Below are 19,427 nucleotides of genomic sequence, written 5' to 3'. Positions count from 1 at the left end.
TTCGGCGAAATGAAATTTCGCCGAAACTTTTTAACTTTATGTAAGAAAAATAATGACGAGTGAAACGGAGGCGTTAAGAACATGATTTTTGCGAATGGATCAAAGAAGAGATAATGACATTCTGAAATACCGAAAATGTCGTCATTCTGACGAAGGAAGAATCTAAACCTGATGTTATAAAGATTCTTCATTCCACTTCTGAACTACGTTCGTAGACCTTTAATTCAATAAAAATAAAGAAAAATGCAAACAAAAATAGCAAGACTCTCAGCAACCGAAAAAGCTTTGGAAGTCATTTGGGAACTGGAAAAAAAATATGGTGACCTGATGTTTTATCAGGCAGGAGGATGCTGTGAAGGAACGCAGCCGCAGTGTTTTGAAAAAGGAGGATTTTACCCGAGAATGAACGATGCGATGATCGGTACGATTAACAATCATGAATTCTGGATCGACCGTGATCTCTTCGAATACTGGAAATACTCACATTTTACACTCGATGTTGTCGATGGTTTCGGACCGGGCGGATTTTCTTTAGAAACGCCTCTGGGAAAAACATTCAAAGTCATTTACAGACTTTTCAAGCCGGAAGAACTGGAGAATTTAGAACCGGTGAAACGGAGTGAATAATTATCGTGTATTTTTTAACATATTATTTTTCTGAACTATAAAATTTAATTCTCTTTCAAAATCGTATTTTCCCCTAGTAATATTTCTTTTTAGAGTAAAATAATAATTTATAACTCCAATTATTGGTATAATTACTATAAAAGACATATCAGAACTGCCTTGGAAAGGAATATTGAAAAATATAATTAAAAAAATTATCAGAAAAATTAAGGATATACCGGAATATTTTATGGGAGTGAATTCCATTCTAATGAGTATTTTTCCGTTATCATCATTTATCGTACCTCTTATATAAGGATTTGGAGAACTCATATCAAAAAGATGTCTTCTTCTCATAATCAAAAATTCGTTTTTATTCAAATATCCTTTATATTCATATCTTTTTGGAATTAAATATTCTGAATTTTCAAAAAAACTAAAATTACTATGATAAATAAGCTTTTTTAATATATACATGAATTCAGCTTTATCCATTGTAGTTTCAAAGATTAATTCATCATATAGCCCGATACTTTTGTAAAAAGAATTCATACAGAAATCAATACATAAAATTATTTAGAAAACATTTGTGCAATTCGTGAAAAAACATTCGTGCAATTTGTGTTCAGATAAAAAAATCAAACCTTCACAAACCTGCTCACAAACATAGAAGCTACCAATTGTCCGACCGCATTTAAAACCGTTGCCAAAGGATCAACCAGAGTTCCGATAATCATTACTGCCGGAATTGCTTCTTGCGGTAATTTGTATACCGAAATCATCAGCATTTCTCCGATATATCCTCCGTTCGGAATTCCTCCTGCAACAATGCTTACAAACACGGTAATTCCTAAAGCTAGAAGAAGATTCATAGGATCAAAAAAATCCCTTCCGATGATTAAGAATGCCACATAAATCTTAATGATTGACGACATGGAAGAACCGTTTTTATGTAAGGTTGTCCCAATCGGGATTACAATATTTGAAATCTGGCTCGGAATTCCGATTTTTGAAGCTGCCAGTAAATTGGCAGGCATCGTGGCGAAGCTGCTGCAGGTACTCAAAGCGGTTAAAGTAGGGAAAACAGCATTCGTCCAGAAACTTTTAATTCCGTTCTGACCTTTTGCCATAAACGCATAGAGTGAAAAGAAGACCAGAAAATAGACTACTCCTGCAATATAATACAACCCTAAAGGTTTCGCATAAAATCCGAAAAGCTGAGGTCCCAGCGTAGCAACCTGATACGCAAAATAAGCGCCCAAACCAATCGGGGCGACTTTCATAATCAACAAAAGCAGTTCTTTCATCACTTCATAACCCGAAGCGATAAATGAGCGGAAAGCCTGTCCTTTTTCTCCCGCTTTTCTGGCGGAAAATCCTGTCATGAAAGCAAAAATTAAAAGAGCCAGCATATTTTGTCTTGAAAAAAGCTGTGTAAATTCTCCTACCGTAAAAAATCCTACAATTCTGTTTCCCCAACTGTCATTACTCGTTGCTTCCTCCACGATTTCCGAGCTTCCCGAAACTCCGGAAACGGGAAAAAGATAAACGGCACAAATTGTGAAAATTGCAGCAGTTAAAATAAAAAACAGAAAGGTAAAAGCCATGGTTACCATTATCTTTCCGAACTTAGACTGTTGCTCCAGTGAAGCAATAGAATTGGAAACGGCAAAGAAAACCAGCGGAACTACACTTACAAACAGCAGGTTTAGGAAGATATCTCCCAAAGGTTTTATATAATCCACAATATCGGGAGCAACAATTCCGATGATGCTTCCGACAATGATTCCCAAAAGTAAAAGTAAAATTCCCGAATAGTTTTTCAACACTTCTTTCATGCGTTGCTTTTTAACCAAAGATAGCTTAATTTTTAACATTCCGTTATATAAAATTCAGTCATAAAATCCTTAAATTTGAGTAAACATCGTTTCTATGGCTTATATAGATTACTATAAAATTTTAGGCGTAGACAAGAACGCAACGCAGGAAGATATCAAAAAGGCATATCGTAAACTCGCAAGAAAATTACATCCCGATCTCAATCCTGATGATAAGGAAGCCGAAAGACAATTCAAAGAGCTTAATGAAGCCAATGAAGTTCTGAGCAATCCCGAAAACCGTGCAAAGTATGATAAATACGGAGAACACTGGAAGCATGGCGAAGAATATGAAAAAGCCCGGCAACAGCAGCAAAGACAATATCAAAATCAGGGAGGAAACTTCGGAGGAGGATTTTCGGAAGCTGATTTCGGCGATGGGGAAGATTTTTCAGATTTTTTCCAGAGTATGTTTGGCGGAGCAGGAGGAGGTTTCGGAAGGAATTCAAGGGGAAGTGCGTCGGGAAAATTTAAAGGACAGGATATTCAGGCAGAATTAACTTTAACCTTGAAAGATGCCGCAACAACACATCCTCAGACTTTTGATATCAATGGCAAAAAAGTAAGAATTACGATTCCGGCAGGAGTGTATGACGGTCAGCAGATTAAATTAAAAGGTCATGGAAATCCCGGTTTCAATGGCGGTCCAAATGGAGATTTATACATTACTTTCAACATTACTCCTGATCCGAATTTTGAAAGAGCCGGCAATGATCTGAAATCTAAAGTTTCGATTGATCTGTACACCGCGGTTTTAGGAGGCGACGTAAAAGTAAATACTTTCGACGGAAGTGTAAATCTGAAAGTAAAACCTGAAACACAGAACGGAACAACGGTGAGACTAAAAGGAAAAGGTTTTCCGGTGTACAAGAAAGAGGGCGAATTTGGTGATCTTTTTGTGACGTATGAAGTGAAATTACCGACCAACCTGACTGAAAAGCAGAAAGAACTTTTTGAACAACTTAAAAATTCCTAAGCCATGAGTGAAAGAATATCGCGGGAAGAACTCGTAAAAATATATAACGTAGAAATTACTTTTTTTGATGAATTGGTGAACTCAAGATTGCTTACTATTCACACAGAAAATGAAATCCGTTATCTGATGTATGAAGATTTGCCCATGTTTGAAAGATTTACAAACTGGCATTATGATCTGGAAATCAATCTTCCGGGTTTGGAAGTGATCCATGAAATGCTGAAAAAAATGGAAGATCTCAGACAGAGGAACCGTGAACTGATGAATAAACTTTCGGCGGTTGGAGATAAATATGAGGATGGGTAATTTAGTTGATAGCTGAGGCATCATGATTGATAATTGATGATTGGAGTTATGAAAAAACAAGAGATCAATGAAGAGATCATCATTTAATTAAATTTTTCATTTAGCTTTGCATCAGAAATTACTGTTTATGACTGAAGAAAAAGTTATTGTTTTAAAACCTAAAAGGAAAGACTTCGAAGAAATATATTTCAGCGGAAATCAGGGAAGTTTGTTTTTTTCATCGACTACCAGAGGAAAAACGATTACAACGATTGTAGTTGCCGTAATTTTACTGATTGTTTTTATTTTCAAAAATGATTTTACCAAAGAAAAAGCGGGAATTTTATATTTTGTAAGTTTTTTGTTTTTGCTGTGTGCGGTTTTTCTTTCTGTAAGCATTAATAAAGTTTCGAGATGGAAAAAGCAGGTAAATAATTACTTAAATAAGCTTGAAAACTGTAAAATCTACGAAATCCGGTTTGATGAAAATTTCTTTACCGTAAATATCGATGGCGAAAAAGAAACCAGCGAGTGGAAAGATTTTACTTATTTTGACAGCAATAATGAATTCATTACCGTTGAAGGAAAATACAGCTATATGTTTCCCAGAAAATCAATGAGCGAAAAAGAATACAGCTTTCTGAAGCAGGTTTTAAAGAAAAATATTTCAGAATAAAACAACAAAAAACTCAGAGTGCTTTGCTCTGAGTTTTATTTTATCATGAAAAGCTGATTAATCCAGCCAGCCCATTTCCTTCATCCAGTCGTCGTTGTAAATTTTTCCGACGTATCTTGAACCATGATCGTGAAGAAGAACCACAATCACATCATCTTTCGTAAACTGATCTTTCATCTGTACCAAAGCAGAAATCGCGCTTCCCGCAGAATATCCGCAGAAAATACCTTCTTCTTTAGCCAGTTTTCTTGCATACACCGCTCCGTCCTTATCCGTTACTTTTTCGAAATGATCAATTACAGACATATCGTAGTTTTCAGGAAGAATATCTTCGCCAATTCCCTCTGTAATGTAGGTATAAGCATTTCCTAAATTGATTTCCCCCGTTTCGTGGATCTCTTTTAAGATCGATCCGTAGGTATCTACTCCGATTACTTTAATGTCAGAATTTTTCTCCTTAAAGAATGTTCCGCAGCCTGTAATCGTACCTCCTGTTCCTGCTCCTACAACGAAATGCGTTAGTTTTCCTTCTGTCTGTTCCCAGATTTCAGGCGCGGTAGATTCGTAATGAGCAGCTCTGTTGGATAAATTGTCGTATTGGTTTACATACCATCCGTTTTCCGTTTCTTTAGCCAGTCTTTTGGAAACAGAATAGTAAGAACGCGGATCGGTAGGTTTTACATCTGTCGGACAAACGATAACTTCTGCTCCTACGGCACGAAGAATATCACATTTTTCTTTAGACTGTTTAGAGTTAGTTACAAAAATACATTTGTACCCTTTGATGATCGCGGCAAGAGCCAGTCCCATTCCTGTATTTCCGGATGTTCCTTCGATAATCGTTCCTCCGGGTTTTAATCTTCCATCTTTTTCAGCATCTTCAATCATTTTCAGAGCCATTCTGTCCTTCACAGAGTTCCCCGGATTGAAAGTTTCCACCTTTGCCAAAACCAGTGCCGGAAAATCTTCACCCAAAACTTTATTAAGTTTTACAAGAGGCGTATTTCCGATGGTTTCGAGGATGTTGTTTGCGTATTTCATAAATGTCTTTTAAAGCGTTGCAAAGATACGGCTTTCAGATAATTAATAATTAAAAATGAATAATTAATACTGTTTTCCCAATTTCAACCCCAAAACATACACTCTCTTACCCGCAAACTCTCTCATTTTCAAACTTTCCTATACTCCACTCTCATACTCTCCAACTCAATAAGGAGCTGTTTCCCGCTATCCACTGTATCTTTTTTGTTACGGCTTCCGCTTCACTCCAGCCGCAACAAAAAAGGATGTCGTTTCTATCGGGGCTAGGAATTCAGGATTTCAAACAGGAATTACACGCAAAGAAAATTCCACTCCTTTGGAGGGGTGGCGAAAATTTCAGAGAAATTTTTGACGGGGTGGTCTGAAAAGTATGATAATAAGCCAATTGTGAATCGTCAAAGAGTCAATGTAATGGCTTTACAAAAATTCAGTGTTAAAAAAATTCACCATTCACTTGCGCAGTAAAATTCACCATTCAATTTATTAATTATACTTAATCGCCTTCACCGGAGAAATCTTACTGATCAGATAACTCGGAATTATTAAAGCCAACCCTGAAATAATCAGAATTCCGGCAGAAATTGAAATAATGGCAATCGGATTAAGATCTACCGGAACTGTACTTACGTAATAATTTTCCGGATTTAAGGTAATCACTCCAAAAACTTTCTGAATAAAAAGCAGTCCGAGACCAATCGCATTTCCATACAGCAATCCCGGAATCATAATAATTAAAGTATAATTGATAAAAGTAGCCCTGATCTGTGAATTGCTTGCTCCTAAAGTTTTCAAAAGACCGATAGAATTGGTTCTTTCAATAATCAGAATCAGAAGAACCATAATGATATTAATAACCACAACGATTAACATGATGATTATAATCAGAGCAATATTCGTATCAAAAATACTGATCCAGTCCGTAATCTGAGGATATTTTTCAGTAGCTTTCTCGGCATAATTTTTATAACCGATCAGTTTTTCAATCTCAGGAAAATCACGGTCAATATCATTTACATTTTTAAAGAAAATATCCAGTCCGCCCATTTCATCAGGCTTCATATCCTGAATTTTTCTTACATGATTAATTCCTCCCAGAACAAACTGATCATCGATCATTTTAATATCCGTTTTATAGATTCCTACCACTTCAAATTTTCTGTAGATAGGCTTTTGATCTGCTTTTGAAAACACTGTTACAATGCTGTCTTTCACTTTTAGATGAAGATCATTGGCAATTTTCTGGGAAATGGCAACACCGTTATAATAGCCTACTTCCGTTACTTTCGGAGAAGTTCCGGCTACCAGAAATTTTTTAAATCTAAGACTGTCGAAATCTTTTCCTACTCCCTTGAAGATAATTCCGGCAAAATTGTGCTCATTTCGCATGATTCCGGTAACCGTAGCATATTTCTGCACACTTTCCACATCCGGAAGCTCTTTTATTTTCTGGATATTCAGTCCCTGATTATCAAGAACAGAAGTGTTGTAGGAAGAGTTTGATCTCGTTGATCTTACCGTAAGGTGTCCGCTGAAATCTGCAAGTCTTTCCTTAATGGCTTTCTTCGAACCGAATCCTGTGGAAACCGTAATGAGGGAAACTATAATTCCCAATGCCACAGAAAGTCTGCCGATGAAGATGATAACCCTCGAAAGGTTATTTTTGTTATCTTTGGAAAACGCTATTTTTTTCGAGAAATATAAAGGAAATTTCAAACTTATGAATTTAGATTTCAAAATTAAAAATTTACTTCTTATTTGCCTAATTTTTTTAGGAGTATTCAATCAATATTATTCTCAGACTCAAGATAAAAAAGATTTTAGAACGGGAGCAGATCAGCCGGAGCTGTATCTGCCTTTGCTGAAAGGAAAAATTGTAGGAGTGGTAACCAATCAGACCGGACTGATGAGCGATAAAACGCACGTTGTGGATTTTTTAGTAAAAAACGGGATCAGAATCCGATCGATCTTCGCGCCTGAACATGGTTTCAGAGGTGATGCAGATGCAGGAGAAAAGGTAAAGAACGGAGTAGACGTGAAAACCGGAATTCCCATCGTATCATTATATGGTAAAAACAAAAAACCTACTCCGGAACAACTGAAAGAGATGGATGTTCTGGTGTTTGATATTCAGGATGTTGGAGTGAGATTTTATACTTACATTTCAACACTGACCTATCTTATGGAAGCAGCCGCTGAAAATAATATTGAAGTGATTGTTCTGGATAGACCCAATCCGCATGACGGTTATACAGACGGTCCTGTTTTAAAGAAAAAATGGACAAGTTTTGTGGGAATGCACGAAGTTCCTGTTGTATACGGATTAACAATAGGAGAGTACGGGAAAATGGTAAATGGAGAAAAGTGGCTGAAAAACGGAGTTCAGGCAAAATACACCTTGATTCCGATGAAAAACTATCATAAAAAGCTGCGATACCAGATTTCAGATAAGCCGTCTCCAAATTTACCCAACGATAAAGCCATCAATTTATACCCGAGTTTATGCTTTTTTGAAGGAACGCAGGTTTCCGTGGGAAGAGGAACAGATTTACCGTTCCAGATTTACGGATCTCCATGGACGAAAAATCTTCCTTACCAGTTTACTCCGAAACCAAGTGCAGGAGCAAAAGATCCTTTCTTAAACGGAAAATTGTGCTACGGCGAAAACCTTTCAGATTATAGAAAAGATTTAAGAGAACTGAATCTGGAATGGGTAATAAAAGCGTACAAAAACTATAATAATCCTGATTTGGACTTTTTCCTGAAACCAACCACAGGAAGTAATTTGTGGTTTGATACTTTAGCCGGAACTGATGAATTGAGAAAACAGATTGTTGCCGGGAAATCAGCTTCGGAGATCAAAACATCGTGGAAGTCGGATTTGGAAAAGTTTGAGAAAATCAGAAAGAAATACGTTGTTTACGAAAACTGATGAAATGTGAATCGTCAATTGTCAATTTAGATTCACAAATAAAATGAATTCACTATTGACAATTGACAATTGAAATTTTTTAATCAAAATCCTGCGGCGGAGTTTTGTCATTTTTTCCTTTGTTCATGATGACAAGACCGATCGAGAGACCGATAACGCCTGCTGCACCGATCATTAAAGCTCTTTCCAGCTTATCTGCCTGATCGTTTCCAAGATAGTTCATCAGAAAAAGAATCCCGAAAGTGATGATGCAGATAATAATATGATTTTTACCGAATAGTTTCATTGTTTTATTTTAGTTTATAAGAAATCATGACGCCGCCTCTGTAAGGAAGAATTTCCCCGCTTTTGTTAAAGCCTTCCGCTACATCGTAACGTGCGCCGGTTGAACGGACATAGCCTTTGTAAAAGTCCTGAGAAGTTCCGATTCCTGCATAAATATCCATGTTCCAGTTTTCAGCAAGTTTAAACTGATAGCCTCCTGTAATTCCCAGTATTATTGAATATCCTTTCTGGTAAACATCTGAATATTGATAGACATTTCCATTTTTTTCATCAACAAAAGTACTGTCACTCCAGTAATTCCATTTTTGTGCTATAAAGCGGGAACCTGCAATATTTCCTCCGATATACCAGTGTTTAAAAGCTTCATCAAAGTAATATCTTCCTTCCAGCGAAACGGAGTAATACTGCAATTCATGCCCGGCAAAAGATTTCCACGGAGAAATTAAAACATCGCCCTGTACTGTGAATTTTTTATTTAACTGATGTTCTAATCCCAGGTTGATAACTCCTACGGGTATTAGTAAAGCATTTCCTTTCAGATATACACTTTTTTCAGAAGTCTGTTGTGGTTCCTGTTCCTGTGCATGGAGTGTTCCTAAAAAAAACAAGGTCAAAATCCCTGCAATCAATCTTATTTTAAGCATTCTATTTTATTTGTTTTAATAACTCATCAGCTAAAGTGGAATCTTTCTGAGCCTGAGCAGCCATATTTTTAGACATTTCTGCGTATGTTTTTGCCATTTCTTTATTTCCGGTTAGAAAATAAAGCTTTGCAAGAATATAAGTATTTTCAGAACTTTCGCCTCTCATTACGGATTTCTCAGCCCACTCCGCCGCTTTTTTCAGGGATGACTGAGTTTTTATATGTTCAGCAAATACCCACGCTGCTTTTAATAATTCATTAGGTTCAAACGCTTCTGAATTTCTGTAATAGGCTAAAGCTGCTTTCTCGTATTCCGGAAAATTCGAATTTTGCTCATAATAGCCAAGTTTCATCTGGTTGAGTTTCACTTCCGCATCATGCTTTCCTACAAGAGGTTCCGCATTTTTCATGAAGTAATCTTCATTGATTTTTTTATTCTGCTGATCAATAGACTGTTCTACAATTTTGCCAAGCTTGATCTGATTGTCAAATTCTTTATACGTTTCTTCAGGTAAAAACTTTATGATTTCCGCTTTTCTGTCTGCGAAAACTTTGTAATTTTTGTCTTCAGTAGATTTTAAGAAATACAGCAGCAGTCCAACGTCATCTTTTGTAAACTCTTCAGTAGGTTTTTTATTTTCAAAATACCTTTCAGATGCCTGTTTTGCAAAATTAAAGTCAGAAGAGGAGTTCAGTTTCATAATATTAATGAGGAACTCTGGATCTTTTTCACCTTTTGCAAAACGTTCCTTCAGTGAACCTTTTTTATTGTTGGGAGAATTTACATCCTGCGCCATCGTCAGAAACATGCTTCCTTCCATATATCCGAAATTCTGGGAAACAAGCTCTCCGTCGCCATTCAGAAAAAGATAAGTAGGATAGGAGCGTACTCCGTATTTTACAGCAATATCTCTTCCTTCACCTTTTTCCATATCAAATCTTGCATTTACAAAATTTGCATTGAAATAATCTCCCACCGATTTCTGCGTAAAAACATTTCTTTCCATCATTTTGCACGGACCGCACCATGAAGCATAGGCATCCAGAAAGACAATCTTTTTTTCTTTTTTTGCCTTTGCAATAAGGTCTTTAAAAGGCAGTTCTTCAAATTTAATGGCTTCCTGAGCAAATGCCGTAACAGCAGAAAATAACAATAAACCGGAGATAATCTTCTTCATTTCCAATTAGAATTTGTTGGCGAATATAGTATATTTTGGCTGTATATCGATAAAATAGTATGCTAATTATATTATAAAAAAAGAGATTGCCATGTTTCGACAATCTCTCGTTTTAAATTTAAAGCTGATTAATTTTATCTTATGAAAATTTATCTTGTTTACTCAGTATATTAGTTTTGTTGATAGGATAAAATCTTTTACTCATGTTTGCTTTTGGTTTTAGCAATTCTGACTTAAAGGAACATAGCCGCAGCAACCTTTATTATTGTAGAACCCTTGTAAATCGTCACATTGCTCTTTGGTAATTTCACAGGTTCTTATATAACAGGAAGAACTTCCTCCTAATATTGAAATTTGCTCATTTCTGGATAATTTTTTTGCGTTTTTTAGTTTTAAAATTGAATTTTTCATAATAAATTAATTTTTAAGATTGTTATTGTTTAGAAATTTTGGTTAATTAAGCTGTTTTACTTTTAGTCACAGATGTAATAGGCTTCACATCCTGAAAAAGAATCATATGGTGGAATTTCTCCTTTATAACAGCATTTGTCATAGCCTTTTATAGCTCCGCCATGGATTTTTTTCAGTTCTTTCGCCTTCAGAGGCCGCAGATTCTTAATTGTCTTTTTCATAGTAATTTTAAGATTTTAGTTAAGAGATTTAATTGTTTTTCTGTATCAATATTACAGTTATTCCGGCTGCTGCGTGTTTTATTTCTACAAAAAACAGCTTACCGTATATCAATTACTATTTGGCATGATAAAAGAGTAAATAATGAATCTGTAAACGTGATAAAAGGGAAAAATTAATTGCTAATGAATGGTCTGTAAGTTCTTCCGATCGGCAGCTTTTTTCCATTAACTGTAATTTCGCTGGCAGACATTACTTCAATTTTGGATCTGGAAACAATATAAGATTTATGAATTCTAATGAAATTATTTTCGTCAAGATCTTTCTCAAATTTACTGATGGGCATTTTTACCGTGTAAACTTCCTGTTTTGTATGTATTTTAATGTATTCTCTGATGCTTTCAATATAAAAAATATCCTGAAGAATAATTTTTATTTTTCGTTTTGCAATATTGACGAAAATAAAATCCCGGTCTTCTATTTCGAGAATGGCTTTTTCTGCATTCATCAGATGCTTAAATTTTTCTATTGAATCCTGAAATCTGGTGTAAGAGATTGGTTTTAAAAGATAATCTACAATATTCAGCTCATATCCTTCCAGTGCATATTCGTGAAAGGCGGTTGTTACAATAACGTGAGGACGATTTTTGAGTCTTTTTAAAAATTCAAAACCTTTTATTGCAGGAAGATGTAAATCCAGAAATATCAAATCTATCTGATGTATTTTAAGAAGACTGTTGGCATAAATTGCATCCGAACATTTTCCAACAATGTGGAAGTCTTTATTTTGAGAAATGAAATGCTCCATGATTTCCATGGCAATAGGTTCATCTTCTATAATCAGACAATTGTATTTTATTTCAGGAATCATTTTAATCGAATAATATTTTCAAAGTGACCGAATAGAGGTTGTTGCTTTCATTAATTTCCAGACTATGTTTGGGATATAACAAATCCAGCTGTCTTTTAATATTTTTTAAACCAATCTTAGTGCTTTCTTTTTCCGGATTTTCTTCTTTGGAATTTTCAATACTATAAACCAGAACTTTATTTTTAAGTTCAAGATTAATGGTGATAAAAGAGTTGAATCTGCTTTCCGAAGCACCATGTTTGAAGGCATTTTCAACAAATTGCAGAAGAATTAACGGAGAGATTTCCTGCAATTGATCGTCGATTGAGTCATTGAATTCTACCTTAATCAGTTTGTGTCTTATTTTCTGTATATCAATAAAATCCTGAATATTCTCTATTTCCTGATTGAGATATACTTTGCTTTGGGCGGAATCAAAGATATTGTACCGCATTATTTTTGCCAGTTTCAAAATAATTTGGGGTGCTTCATCTGATTTTTTAAGCGAAAGTCCGTAAATATTATTAAGTGTATTGAAAAGAAAATGGGGATTTATTTGGGTCTTAAGCAATTTTAGTTCTGCATCTGTTTTTTCTTTCGAAATTTCGATTAATCTTTTTTGTGTTTCACTTTGCTGAACAAATTTTTCAAAGCCCAGCATGATGGCGATGGCAAAAACGATATTCATGGCTGCAACAAAAATTCCGCCTAATGAAAATCTTGTGGTGTCTTCCGGAACAGAATAATAGTAAGGAAATATGAGATCATGGGATATTATTCTGAAAAAAACTACTGAAAATGTTACAATTATAATTACAGCAAAAATCCGTAGTGCTTTATTTCTGAGAATTTTTATTTTACCGTCTATCATTGTCAAAACTAAATATGCTGCCGGAATTTCTGCAAAAAGAAAAGTGAATTCTGAGATTACAGACAGATAGAGTGTTTTTTGCCATGAAAATTGTTTAAAGCTTTCATGTATATACACAAATGATGCATTAATCTCAAAGAGATAATAGGCAAGCCAAAAGAAGATATGATATTTGTTTTTCTGAGTCAGTTTCAAGATTCTAAATTATTTTAAAATAAAAACAGATAAAATTCAAGTTTTTCTTTTAAAAATAATAATAAAATCTACGAAATGCTTATTTAAATCTACAAACAAAAAAGAATTTTTTAATTGAAAACAAAAAAAGTCATCCCAGATGAGATGACTTTAAGTGGTTTCTCCAGGAATCGAACCAGGGACACATGGATTTTCAATCCATTGCTCTACCAACTGAGCTAAGAAACCATTTAATTTTTGCTTCTTTTTTGAAGTGGTCAAAAGTAATAATAATTATTAATCTTGGCAAATTTTATTTAAAACTTTGAAAATAAAACCACCTTTTTACAGGTGGTTTTTTAAGTGGTTTCTCCAGGAATCGAACCAGGGACACATGGATTTTCAATCCATTGCTCTACCAACTGAGCTAAGAAACCATTCTTGTTACTTCGTTGTTTTAAAGTGATGCAAAAGTAGTAAGTTTTAGTATATGAAGCAAGTATTAACAAGACTTTTTTTAACAAAACTTAAAAACCTACTGATTTTCAACTGAATTATTTTCCTGTTCGCGTCTTATCTGTTCGCTCATTTCCTCTAATACAGGCTTAATCGTGCTTTCCGGAAGATCACTTATTCGTATGTACATCAGTCCGTCGATCGCATCATTAAAGTTGGGATCTACGTTAAAGGCGATAACTTTAGCATTTTGCTTAATGTATTTCTTAATTAAAACAGGCAATCTAAGTTCCGGTTCCAGATCATCAATGATCTTATCAAGCTTATTAAGATCAGATTCCATTTCCTCAAAAAACAGATGTTTATCCCTGTCGCGAAGTTTTACTTTGTATTCGTTTCTTGGAGTAATATACTGTGCAACTGCGGAATCATAATAATTCGAACGCATAAACTCGATCATCAGAGATTTGGAAAATTCTGAAAATTTATTGGAAATACTTACACCTCCCATCAAAAATTTATGATCAGGATTTCGTAAGCAGACATGTACAATTCCTCTCCATAAAAGGAAAAGCGGAAGTGGTTTCTGCTGATATTCCTGACAGATATACGCACGTCCCATTTCGATTACTTTCTTGAAAAAAGGATGGATATCCTGTTCAAATTCAAATAAAGAACTTGTATAAAACCCTTTAATTCCTGATTTTTTCATTACTTCTTTTCCCAGAGCCATTCTGTACGCTCCTACAAGTCTCTCTGCAGCACTGTCCCAAAGAAAAAGATGGTGGTAATGTTTGTCGTATTCATCAAGGTCGAACGGAAGATTACTTCCTTCTCCTACTGCACGGAAGGTAAGCTCTCTCTGTCTTCCGATTTCCCTCATTATTGAAGGAATTTCTTCGTAAGTGGTAAAATAAACTTCATAATTTCCGTTGCTGAAAAACATCTTATCAGTTCCTTTCAGCTTATTGATGTCTTTTAAAATATCTTCTTTCGGAGTTTCGTCGATGATATTCTGAACAATATTTTCTTCTTTTAATAAAGGGAATTTTACCGAAAGATTTTTAAGATTAATGCTCTGCGCCAAAGATTTTCGCTTCTCGTAGTAAGATTTCATCATATACACCTTACGTTTCAGAAATTCTCCCAGTTCCTCAATGGTTTCCATATCGTCCATTGCTTTTACAGAGATAGGTTTTCCGATCCTTATCCTGATAGGTTTTTCCCGGTCATTCATCATTTCTGCGGGCAGCATTAAAGTCTGCAGATTCGGGTGTATTTTTGCTACCTGATAAAATATTCTGCTGTTTTTTGCATGAAAATACATAGGAACAACCGGCACTTTTGCCATTCTTATAAGCTTTAACGCCGGTTTTTCCCACTCCTTATCCAGAATTTCGCTGTAAGGATTATTTTTATTAGAGACCTCTCCTGCAGGGAAAATTCCTACACAGCCTCCGTTTTGCAGATGTTTTAAGGTCTCCCGCATCCCGGAAGAGCTGCTGTAAGCTTCTTTTCTGCCCTCAAAAGGATTTACGGCAATTACGTACGGTTCCATCGGTTTGATTTTTTCCAGAAGGAAATTTCCCATTACCTTAAAATCCGGACGTACTTCCGACAATACTTTACACATTAAAATCCCGTCAATCGCACCAAGCGGATGATTGGAAACCAGAATGAACGGTCCCGTCTTAGGAATTTTTGCCAGATCTTCTTCAAAAGCGATGTAGCTTAAGTTGCGCTCTCTCACAAATGAGTCGAAAAAGTCTTTGCCTTCCTTATCTTTTAGTTTGTCGTATAATTTATTTACTTCGTTGATTTTAGCAATGCTCATCACAGCAGATGCTACAGGATTCTTCAGAAATCCTATTTTACTTAAGCCGGAAGCCTTAATCAGATCGTTTTTCGAAATTAAACTCATATTGTGTTTAGTCGCAATTAGTTTTTATTGTGTTACCATTTGAAGCGTATTTTTCGCAATCTGCTCCAATAATACACTTTTTTCCTGGTAAAATTTATCTATGTTCTCTATTTTCGCATTTCTTACGGTAAATAAAGATACATTTTTTATAACTTCTGTTTTAAATACTTTTTGAAGTTCTTCATTTAATTCATCCACGGTATTAAATTTATCTTCAAGACATAAAGCCAATGAAATTGCAGAGTTCTGCATCAGGGAAACTTTAATTTTATACTTGGATAAATACCCGAATATCAGACTCATATGGTCTTCTGCGATAAATGAAAAGTCTCTTGTGGAAATTTTCAGCAAAGTCTGGTTTTCCTTTAAAATATAAGATTCTTCGCTTTGGTTCTTTTCCGAAGCACCTACTTTTGTTCCTTCCTTCGTAGGATCTACAAAAGATTTTACGTAAAAAGGAATGTTTTTCTGCTGTAGCGGCTGTAATGTTTTCGGGTGAATCACACTTGCGCCGTAATAAGCCATTTCAATTGCCTCTTCGTAAGAAATATGAGAAAGTAACGTTACATCTTTGAATTTTCTCGGGTCTCCCGTCATTACTCCCGGAACATCTTTCCAGATCGTCATAGCTTCTGCATTTAAACAATATGCAAAAATTGCAGCAGAATAATCAGATCCTTCTCTTCCCAAAGTCACCGTAAAATTATTGCCATCCGAACCGATGAACCCCTGCGTAACGTAGCAGATTTCTTTATTTAAATTAGAAATAAATTCTTCCGTCTTTGCCCAGTCTACAACACCTTCTCTGTAAGAATTGTCTGTCTTTACATAATCTCTTGCATCAAGCCACTGATTGGTAAACTGAATTTCGTTCAAATATTCGCTCACAATTTTTGTAGAAATCATTTCCCCGCAGCTTACCACCTGATCATAAACAAAATCGTAGTTCGGAGATTTGTTTCTTCTTAAAAAAGAATCAATATCATCAAAAAATAAATTGATTTCCGCAAACACCCCATGATTTTCAGGAAATAATCCTTCCGCGATCTCAATGTGTTTTCGTTTTATCTTTTCAATTTCAGTTTGATAGTTTTCCTTCTTGAAATAAAGTTCTACAACTTTCTCCAACTCATTCGTCGTTTTGCCCATTGCTGAAATTACCAGCAGACATTTGGCAAATCCCTGGCTTTTTAAAACCATGGCTACATTTTTTACACTTTCAGCATCCTTTACCGATGCTCCACCAAACTTGAAAATTTTCATTAAATTGTTAATAATAAAATTGTTAGATAAAATTTGTGGGAATATTTTACGGGTGACAAAATTATGCATTTACAACGAGATATGAAAGAGCACAATATCGCTACGGGCTTAAGATTTTATTAAAATTATCAATTCACAGAAATTATTCCGATTGCTTCAATAAAATGGGATTGGTATTTTAAGACAAATATTTTTCAAGTCAGATTTTTGCGATTGTATTTGTTTGATAGACAGGTAATAAGGTCTTTTATTAATTATTCTTTTAAATTGTAATAAATTTTACGAAATTTGGAGAAAACGTAAAAAGCAAAATATGTCAGAGCAACCATTACAGACTTTAGGAGAGTTTCTTATTGATAGACAGGATGATTTTCAGTACTCCACGGGAGAGTTTTCCCGCCTACTCAGCGCGATAAGACTGGCTTCAAAAGTAGTAAACAGAGAAGTAAATAAAGCAGGAATTGTAGACATCGCCGGTGCTGCAGGAAATCAGAATGTACAGGGAGAAGAACAGCAGAAACTGGATGTAATTGCCAATGAAATTTTTATTACCGCTTTGTCTCAGAGAGAGGTTGTCTGTGGAATTGCTTCCGAAGAAAACGACGATTTCATCGATATCAAATGTGGCGAAAACGGACATTTAAGCAAATATGTGGTGCTGATTGATCCTCTTGACGGTTCTTCAAATATTGATGTCAATGTTTCGGTAGGAACCATTTTCTCAATCTACAGAAGAGTTACAGAGCCCGGAACTCCGGTCCAGTTGGAAGACTTTTTACAGAAAGGAGTTAACCAGATCGCAGCGGGTTATGTAATCTACGGATCTTCCACAATGATTGTGTATACAACAGGAAACGGTGTGAACGGATTTACACTGGATCCTTCTTTGGGAACGTATTATCTGTCTCATCCGAATATGACTTTCCCAAAAACAGGAAAGATTTACTCCATCAACGAAGGAAACTATATCAAATTTCCTCAGGGCGTAAAAAATTACCTTAAATATTGCCAGATGGAAGAAGGTGACAGACCGTATACTTCAAGATATATTGGTTCTTTGGTTGCAGATTTTCACAGAAATATGTTGAAGGGCGGAATTTATATTTATCCGTCTTATTCACAGGCTCCGAACGGAAAACTGAGATTATTGTACGAATGCAATCCTATGGCTTTCCTTGCAGAACAGGCAGGAGGAAAAGCAACAGACGGTTTCAGAAGAATCCTTGAAATTGAACCGACAGAGCTGCATCAGAGAATCCCGTTTTTCTGCGGAAGTATTGATATGGTGGAGAAAGCGGAAGAATTTATGCGAATTGACAGTGTAAAATAATGAAAGCAGAATATTCAAGATATTTATTAGAATTCAAACGCCCGAGTGGAACATCTCGCGGCGTTTTGCTTGAAAAAGAAACCTTTATTCTCAAAATTTCAAAAAACGGAAAAGAAGGAATAGGAGAGTGTGCAATCTTCAGAGGTCTGAGTTTTGACGACAGACCGGATTATGGAGATAAATTAAAATGGCTTTGTGAAAATATTCAGCAGGATTCCGAGTTTTTAAAAGAAGAATTAAAAGAATTTCCGTCCATTTGGTTTGGTTATGAACAGGCTGTTCTGAATTTGAAAAACGGTAAGAATCTATATTTTCCAAGTGAATTTACAGAAGGAAAAACTCCGATTGTTATCAATGGTCTGATCTGGATGGGCGATATCAATTATATGGAAGAGCAGATTCAGGATAAACTGGAAAAAGGTTTTCACTGCATTAAACTCAAAATAGGAGTCAACTGGAAATCCGAACATGAAATTCTTCAGAAACTGAGACAAAAGTTCTCAAAAGACAGGCTTGAACTTCGGGTAGATGCAAACGGAGGCTTTAAGAAAGAAGAAGCAAAAATTGTTTTACGGCAATTAGCCGATCTGCATATTCACTCCATCGAACAGCCGATAAAAGCAGGAAACCGGAATGATATGGCAGAATTATGTCTTGAAACGCCTACGCCGATTGCTTTGGATGAAGAACTGATCGGGATTACAGATTTTAGTGAGAAAAGAAAATTACTCGAAACCATAAAACCTCAGTATATCATTTTAAAACCTGCTTTAGTAGGAGGTTTTTCCGGATCTGACGAATGGATTTCTCTTGCGGAAAGTATGAATATAGGATGGTGGATTACATCAGCACTGGAAAGTAATATTGGGCTTAACGCAATTGCTCAGTATACTTTTACAAAAAAAAGTCCGATGCCGCAAGGATTGGGAACCGGAGCTTTATTTGTTAATAATTTCGAATCGAATCTCGATCTGAAAGGAGAATTACTGTGGTTTAAAAATTAGATTTCACAAACAGGATTGTTGTAATGTTCTTCATCCCATGTTCTGCAGCATCTTAATTTAGGATTCCAACTAAGGCAGCCGATAGGAACTATACCTCCTTTAATTGTTTTTAATTCACTTTTTTTAAGTTTTTTTAGATTTTTCATAGAAACATTTTTTTTGGTTTGTTATGTAAATATGAAATTCTTTTTTGTGATGTGCAACACTTTAACATATATTAACACACATTAAAGTGAATTAATATACCTCGGAAAATATATTAAAAGTTTTCAAAGCTCAGATGAACTTTGTTTGTCAAGAAAATGATTTTGAAGTTTTTATGTAGTAATTTTCAGTCGTATAGTTTTGGTGTTTATGGTTTAGTGATTGGCGATTAAATGACATCTTTTACAAAAATCGCTTTCTTAATGTATTCTAAAATTAAAGAAAACT

The 19,427-nt window shown here is 35.3% G+C and carries 21 protein-coding genes and 2 tRNA genes; 7 read left to right on the top strand and 16 right to left on the bottom strand.

Going from position 1 to position 19,427, the window contains the following annotated elements:
- Positions 1 to 243 precede the first annotated feature (243 nt).
- Positions 244 to 627 carry a DUF779 domain-containing protein gene (locus WFH39_RS16680; RefSeq protein ID WP_336690704.1) on the top strand — a complete coding sequence of 128 codons (384 nt, stop codon included), beginning with the start codon at positions 244 to 246 and terminating at the stop codon, positions 625 to 627.
- Here the strand turns inward: WFH39_RS16680 and WFH39_RS16675 are convergent, their stop codons facing one another.
- Together WFH39_RS16675 and WFH39_RS16670 are read right to left on the bottom strand one after the other, a co-directional pair.
- The gene (locus tag WFH39_RS16675) at positions 628 to 1,158 is read right to left on the bottom strand and encodes a hypothetical protein (RefSeq protein ID WP_336690703.1); all 531 of its coding nucleotides are present in this window, start codon (positions 1,156 to 1,158) and stop codon (positions 628 to 630) included.
- 86 nt (positions 1,159 to 1,244) lie between these two features.
- Positions 1,245 to 2,444, bottom strand: a complete 1,200-nt coding sequence (locus WFH39_RS16670) for a dicarboxylate/amino acid:cation symporter (RefSeq protein ID WP_336690702.1) — start codon at positions 2,442 to 2,444, stop codon at positions 1,245 to 1,247.
- Positions 2,445 to 2,538: 94 nt separating this feature from the next.
- On the opposite strand from WFH39_RS16670, the gene WFH39_RS16665 reads away from it, so the two are divergent.
- The 3 genes from WFH39_RS16665 to WFH39_RS16655 all read left to right on the top strand — a co-directional run bounded on the left by WFH39_RS16665 (position 2,539) and on the right by WFH39_RS16655 (position 4,420).
- On the top strand, positions 2,539 to 3,459 hold the full coding sequence (locus WFH39_RS16665) for a J domain-containing protein (RefSeq protein ID WP_336690701.1): 921 nt from the start codon (positions 2,539 to 2,541) through the stop codon (positions 3,457 to 3,459).
- Positions 3,460 to 3,462: 3 nt separating this feature from the next.
- On the top strand, positions 3,463 to 3,765 hold the full coding sequence (locus WFH39_RS16660; RefSeq protein WP_336690700.1) for a chaperone modulator CbpM: 303 nt from the start codon (positions 3,463 to 3,465) through the stop codon (positions 3,763 to 3,765).
- 127 nt (positions 3,766 to 3,892) lie between these two features.
- Complete coding sequence (locus WFH39_RS16655) at positions 3,893 to 4,420, top strand: hypothetical protein (protein ID WP_336690699.1); 528 nt, start codon at positions 3,893 to 3,895, stop codon at positions 4,418 to 4,420.
- A 57-nt stretch (positions 4,421 to 4,477) separates the two neighbouring features.
- On the opposite strand, the gene WFH39_RS16650 is transcribed toward WFH39_RS16655, so the two are convergent.
- Together WFH39_RS16650 and WFH39_RS16645 are read right to left on the bottom strand one after the other, a co-directional pair.
- Positions 4,478 to 5,461: a PLP-dependent cysteine synthase family protein gene (locus WFH39_RS16650; protein WP_076392256.1), complete on the bottom strand. Its 984-nt coding sequence runs from the start codon at positions 5,459 to 5,461 to the stop codon at positions 4,478 to 4,480.
- 483 nt (positions 5,462 to 5,944) lie between these two features.
- Positions 5,945 to 7,174, bottom strand: a complete 1,230-nt coding sequence (locus WFH39_RS16645) for an ABC transporter permease (protein ID WP_336690698.1) — start codon at positions 7,172 to 7,174, stop codon at positions 5,945 to 5,947.
- Positions 7,175 to 7,178: 4 nt separating this feature from the next.
- Here WFH39_RS16645 and WFH39_RS16640 point away from each other — a divergent pair, with 4 nt between their 5' ends.
- Complete coding sequence (locus WFH39_RS16640; protein ID WP_336690697.1) at positions 7,179 to 8,390, top strand: exo-beta-N-acetylmuramidase NamZ family protein; 1,212 nt, start codon at positions 7,179 to 7,181, stop codon at positions 8,388 to 8,390.
- 79 nt (positions 8,391 to 8,469) lie between these two features.
- On the opposite strand, the gene WFH39_RS16635 is transcribed toward WFH39_RS16640, so the two are convergent.
- The 11 genes from WFH39_RS16635 to WFH39_RS16585 all read right to left on the bottom strand — a co-directional run bounded on the left by WFH39_RS16635 (position 8,470) and on the right by WFH39_RS16585 (position 16,661).
- The gene (locus WFH39_RS16635; RefSeq protein ID WP_214589027.1) at positions 8,470 to 8,676 is read right to left on the bottom strand and encodes a hypothetical protein; all 207 of its coding nucleotides are present in this window, start codon (positions 8,674 to 8,676) and stop codon (positions 8,470 to 8,472) included.
- Positions 8,677 to 8,680: 4 nt separating this feature from the next.
- A complete protein-coding gene (locus WFH39_RS16630; protein WP_336690696.1) occupies positions 8,681 to 9,319 on the bottom strand; it encodes a DUF3575 domain-containing protein in 639 nt (212 codons plus the stop codon).
- Position 9,320: 1 nt separating this feature from the next.
- A complete protein-coding gene (locus WFH39_RS16625; protein WP_336690695.1) occupies positions 9,321 to 10,496 on the bottom strand; it encodes a thioredoxin family protein in 1,176 nt (391 codons plus the stop codon).
- A 219-nt stretch (positions 10,497 to 10,715) separates the two neighbouring features.
- Complete coding sequence (locus tag WFH39_RS16620) at positions 10,716 to 10,907, bottom strand: hypothetical protein (protein ID WP_336690694.1); 192 nt, start codon at positions 10,905 to 10,907, stop codon at positions 10,716 to 10,718.
- Between the two features lie 62 nt (positions 10,908 to 10,969).
- Positions 10,970 to 11,128, bottom strand: a complete 159-nt coding sequence (locus WFH39_RS16615; RefSeq protein ID WP_336690693.1) for a hypothetical protein — start codon at positions 11,126 to 11,128, stop codon at positions 10,970 to 10,972.
- A 173-nt stretch (positions 11,129 to 11,301) separates the two neighbouring features.
- On the bottom strand, positions 11,302 to 11,997 hold the full coding sequence (locus tag WFH39_RS16610) for a LytR/AlgR family response regulator transcription factor (RefSeq protein ID WP_336690692.1): 696 nt from the start codon (positions 11,995 to 11,997) through the stop codon (positions 11,302 to 11,304).
- Between the two features lies 1 nt (position 11,998).
- Positions 11,999 to 13,042, bottom strand: a complete 1,044-nt coding sequence (locus tag WFH39_RS16605) for a sensor histidine kinase (RefSeq protein WP_336690691.1) — start codon at positions 13,040 to 13,042, stop codon at positions 11,999 to 12,001.
- Positions 13,043 to 13,197: 155 nt separating this feature from the next.
- Positions 13,198 to 13,270 (bottom strand) — tRNA-Phe (locus WFH39_RS16600).
- A gap of 115 nt (positions 13,271 to 13,385) precedes the next feature.
- A tRNA-Phe gene (locus WFH39_RS16595) sits at positions 13,386 to 13,458 on the bottom strand.
- 98 nt (positions 13,459 to 13,556) lie between these two features.
- Positions 13,557 to 15,398 (bottom strand): lysophospholipid acyltransferase family protein, encoded by a 1,842-nt coding sequence (locus WFH39_RS16590; RefSeq protein ID WP_336690690.1) that lies wholly within the window; start codon positions 15,396 to 15,398, stop codon positions 13,557 to 13,559.
- 24 nt (positions 15,399 to 15,422) lie between these two features.
- Positions 15,423 to 16,661 (bottom strand): aspartate kinase, encoded by a 1,239-nt coding sequence (locus WFH39_RS16585; RefSeq protein WP_336690689.1) that lies wholly within the window; start codon positions 16,659 to 16,661, stop codon positions 15,423 to 15,425.
- 313 nt (positions 16,662 to 16,974) lie between these two features.
- Here WFH39_RS16585 and fbp point away from each other — a divergent pair, with 313 nt between their 5' ends.
- Complete coding sequence (fbp, locus tag WFH39_RS16580; protein ID WP_076392274.1) at positions 16,975 to 17,991, top strand: class 1 fructose-bisphosphatase; 1,017 nt, start codon at positions 16,975 to 16,977, stop codon at positions 17,989 to 17,991.
- Complete coding sequence (locus WFH39_RS16575) at positions 17,991 to 18,995, top strand: o-succinylbenzoate synthase (protein ID WP_336690688.1); 1,005 nt, start codon at positions 17,991 to 17,993, stop codon at positions 18,993 to 18,995. The genes fbp and WFH39_RS16575 overlap by 1 nt, the downstream gene beginning before the upstream one ends.
- Here WFH39_RS16575 and WFH39_RS16570 read toward each other — a convergent pair.
- Positions 18,992 to 19,141, bottom strand: a complete 150-nt coding sequence (locus tag WFH39_RS16570) for a bacteriocin-like protein (RefSeq protein WP_214589038.1) — start codon at positions 19,139 to 19,141, stop codon at positions 18,992 to 18,994. The two genes, WFH39_RS16575 and WFH39_RS16570, sit on opposite strands and share 4 nt — an antisense overlap.
- Positions 19,142 to 19,427 lie beyond the last annotated feature (286 nt).

Source organism: Chryseobacterium sp. MMO-72, assembly GCF_037146035.1.
GTDB lineage: Bacteria > Bacteroidota > Bacteroidia > Flavobacteriales > Weeksellaceae > Chryseobacterium > Chryseobacterium indicum.
This window is presented reverse-complemented; position numbering and strand designations above follow the sequence as displayed.

Excerpts from the sequence above, each read along its gene's own strand:
- WFH39_RS16630 (WP_336690696.1), bottom strand. The coding sequence starts at position 9,319 with ATGCTTAAAATAAGATTGATTGCAGGGATTTTGACCTTGTTTTTTTTA.
- WFH39_RS16655 (WP_336690699.1), top strand. The coding sequence starts at position 3,893 with ATGACTGAAGAAAAAGTTATTGTTTTAAAACCTAAAAGGAAAGACTTC.
- WFH39_RS16610 (WP_336690692.1), bottom strand. The coding sequence starts at position 11,997 with ATGATTCCTGAAATAAAATACAATTGTCTGATTATAGAAGATGAACCT.
- WFH39_RS16665 (WP_336690701.1), top strand. The coding sequence starts at position 2,539 with ATGGCTTATATAGATTACTATAAAATTTTAGGCGTAGACAAGAACGCA.
- WFH39_RS16675 (WP_336690703.1), bottom strand. The coding sequence starts at position 1,158 with ATGAATTCTTTTTACAAAAGTATCGGGCTATATGATGAATTAATCTTT.
- WFH39_RS16635 (WP_214589027.1), bottom strand. The coding sequence starts at position 8,676 with ATGAAACTATTCGGTAAAAATCATATTATTATCTGCATCATCACTTTC.
- WFH39_RS16570 (WP_214589038.1), bottom strand. The coding sequence starts at position 19,141 with ATGAAAAATCTAAAAAAACTTAAAAAAAGTGAATTAAAAACAATTAAA.
- fbp (WP_076392274.1), top strand. The coding sequence starts at position 16,975 with ATGTCAGAGCAACCATTACAGACTTTAGGAGAGTTTCTTATTGATAGA.
- WFH39_RS16670 (WP_336690702.1), bottom strand. The coding sequence starts at position 2,444 with ATGAAAGAAGTGTTGAAAAACTATTCGGGAATTTTACTTTTACTTTTG.
- WFH39_RS16615 (WP_336690693.1), bottom strand. The coding sequence starts at position 11,128 with ATGAAAAAGACAATTAAGAATCTGCGGCCTCTGAAGGCGAAAGAACTG.
- WFH39_RS16575 (WP_336690688.1), top strand. The coding sequence starts at position 17,991 with ATGAAAGCAGAATATTCAAGATATTTATTAGAATTCAAACGCCCGAGT.
- WFH39_RS16590 (WP_336690690.1), bottom strand. The coding sequence starts at position 15,398 with ATGAGTTTAATTTCGAAAAACGATCTGATTAAGGCTTCCGGCTTAAGT.
- WFH39_RS16640 (WP_336690697.1), top strand. The coding sequence starts at position 7,179 with ATGAATTTAGATTTCAAAATTAAAAATTTACTTCTTATTTGCCTAATT.
- WFH39_RS16585 (WP_336690689.1), bottom strand. The coding sequence starts at position 16,661 with ATGAAAATTTTCAAGTTTGGTGGAGCATCGGTAAAGGATGCTGAAAGT.
- WFH39_RS16680 (WP_336690704.1), top strand. The coding sequence starts at position 244 with ATGCAAACAAAAATAGCAAGACTCTCAGCAACCGAAAAAGCTTTGGAA.
- WFH39_RS16660 (WP_336690700.1), top strand. The coding sequence starts at position 3,463 with ATGAGTGAAAGAATATCGCGGGAAGAACTCGTAAAAATATATAACGTA.
- WFH39_RS16620 (WP_336690694.1), bottom strand. The coding sequence starts at position 10,907 with ATGAAAAATTCAATTTTAAAACTAAAAAACGCAAAAAAATTATCCAGA.
- WFH39_RS16625 (WP_336690695.1), bottom strand. The coding sequence starts at position 10,496 with ATGAAGAAGATTATCTCCGGTTTATTGTTATTTTCTGCTGTTACGGCA.
- WFH39_RS16650 (WP_076392256.1), bottom strand. The coding sequence starts at position 5,461 with ATGAAATACGCAAACAACATCCTCGAAACCATCGGAAATACGCCTCTT.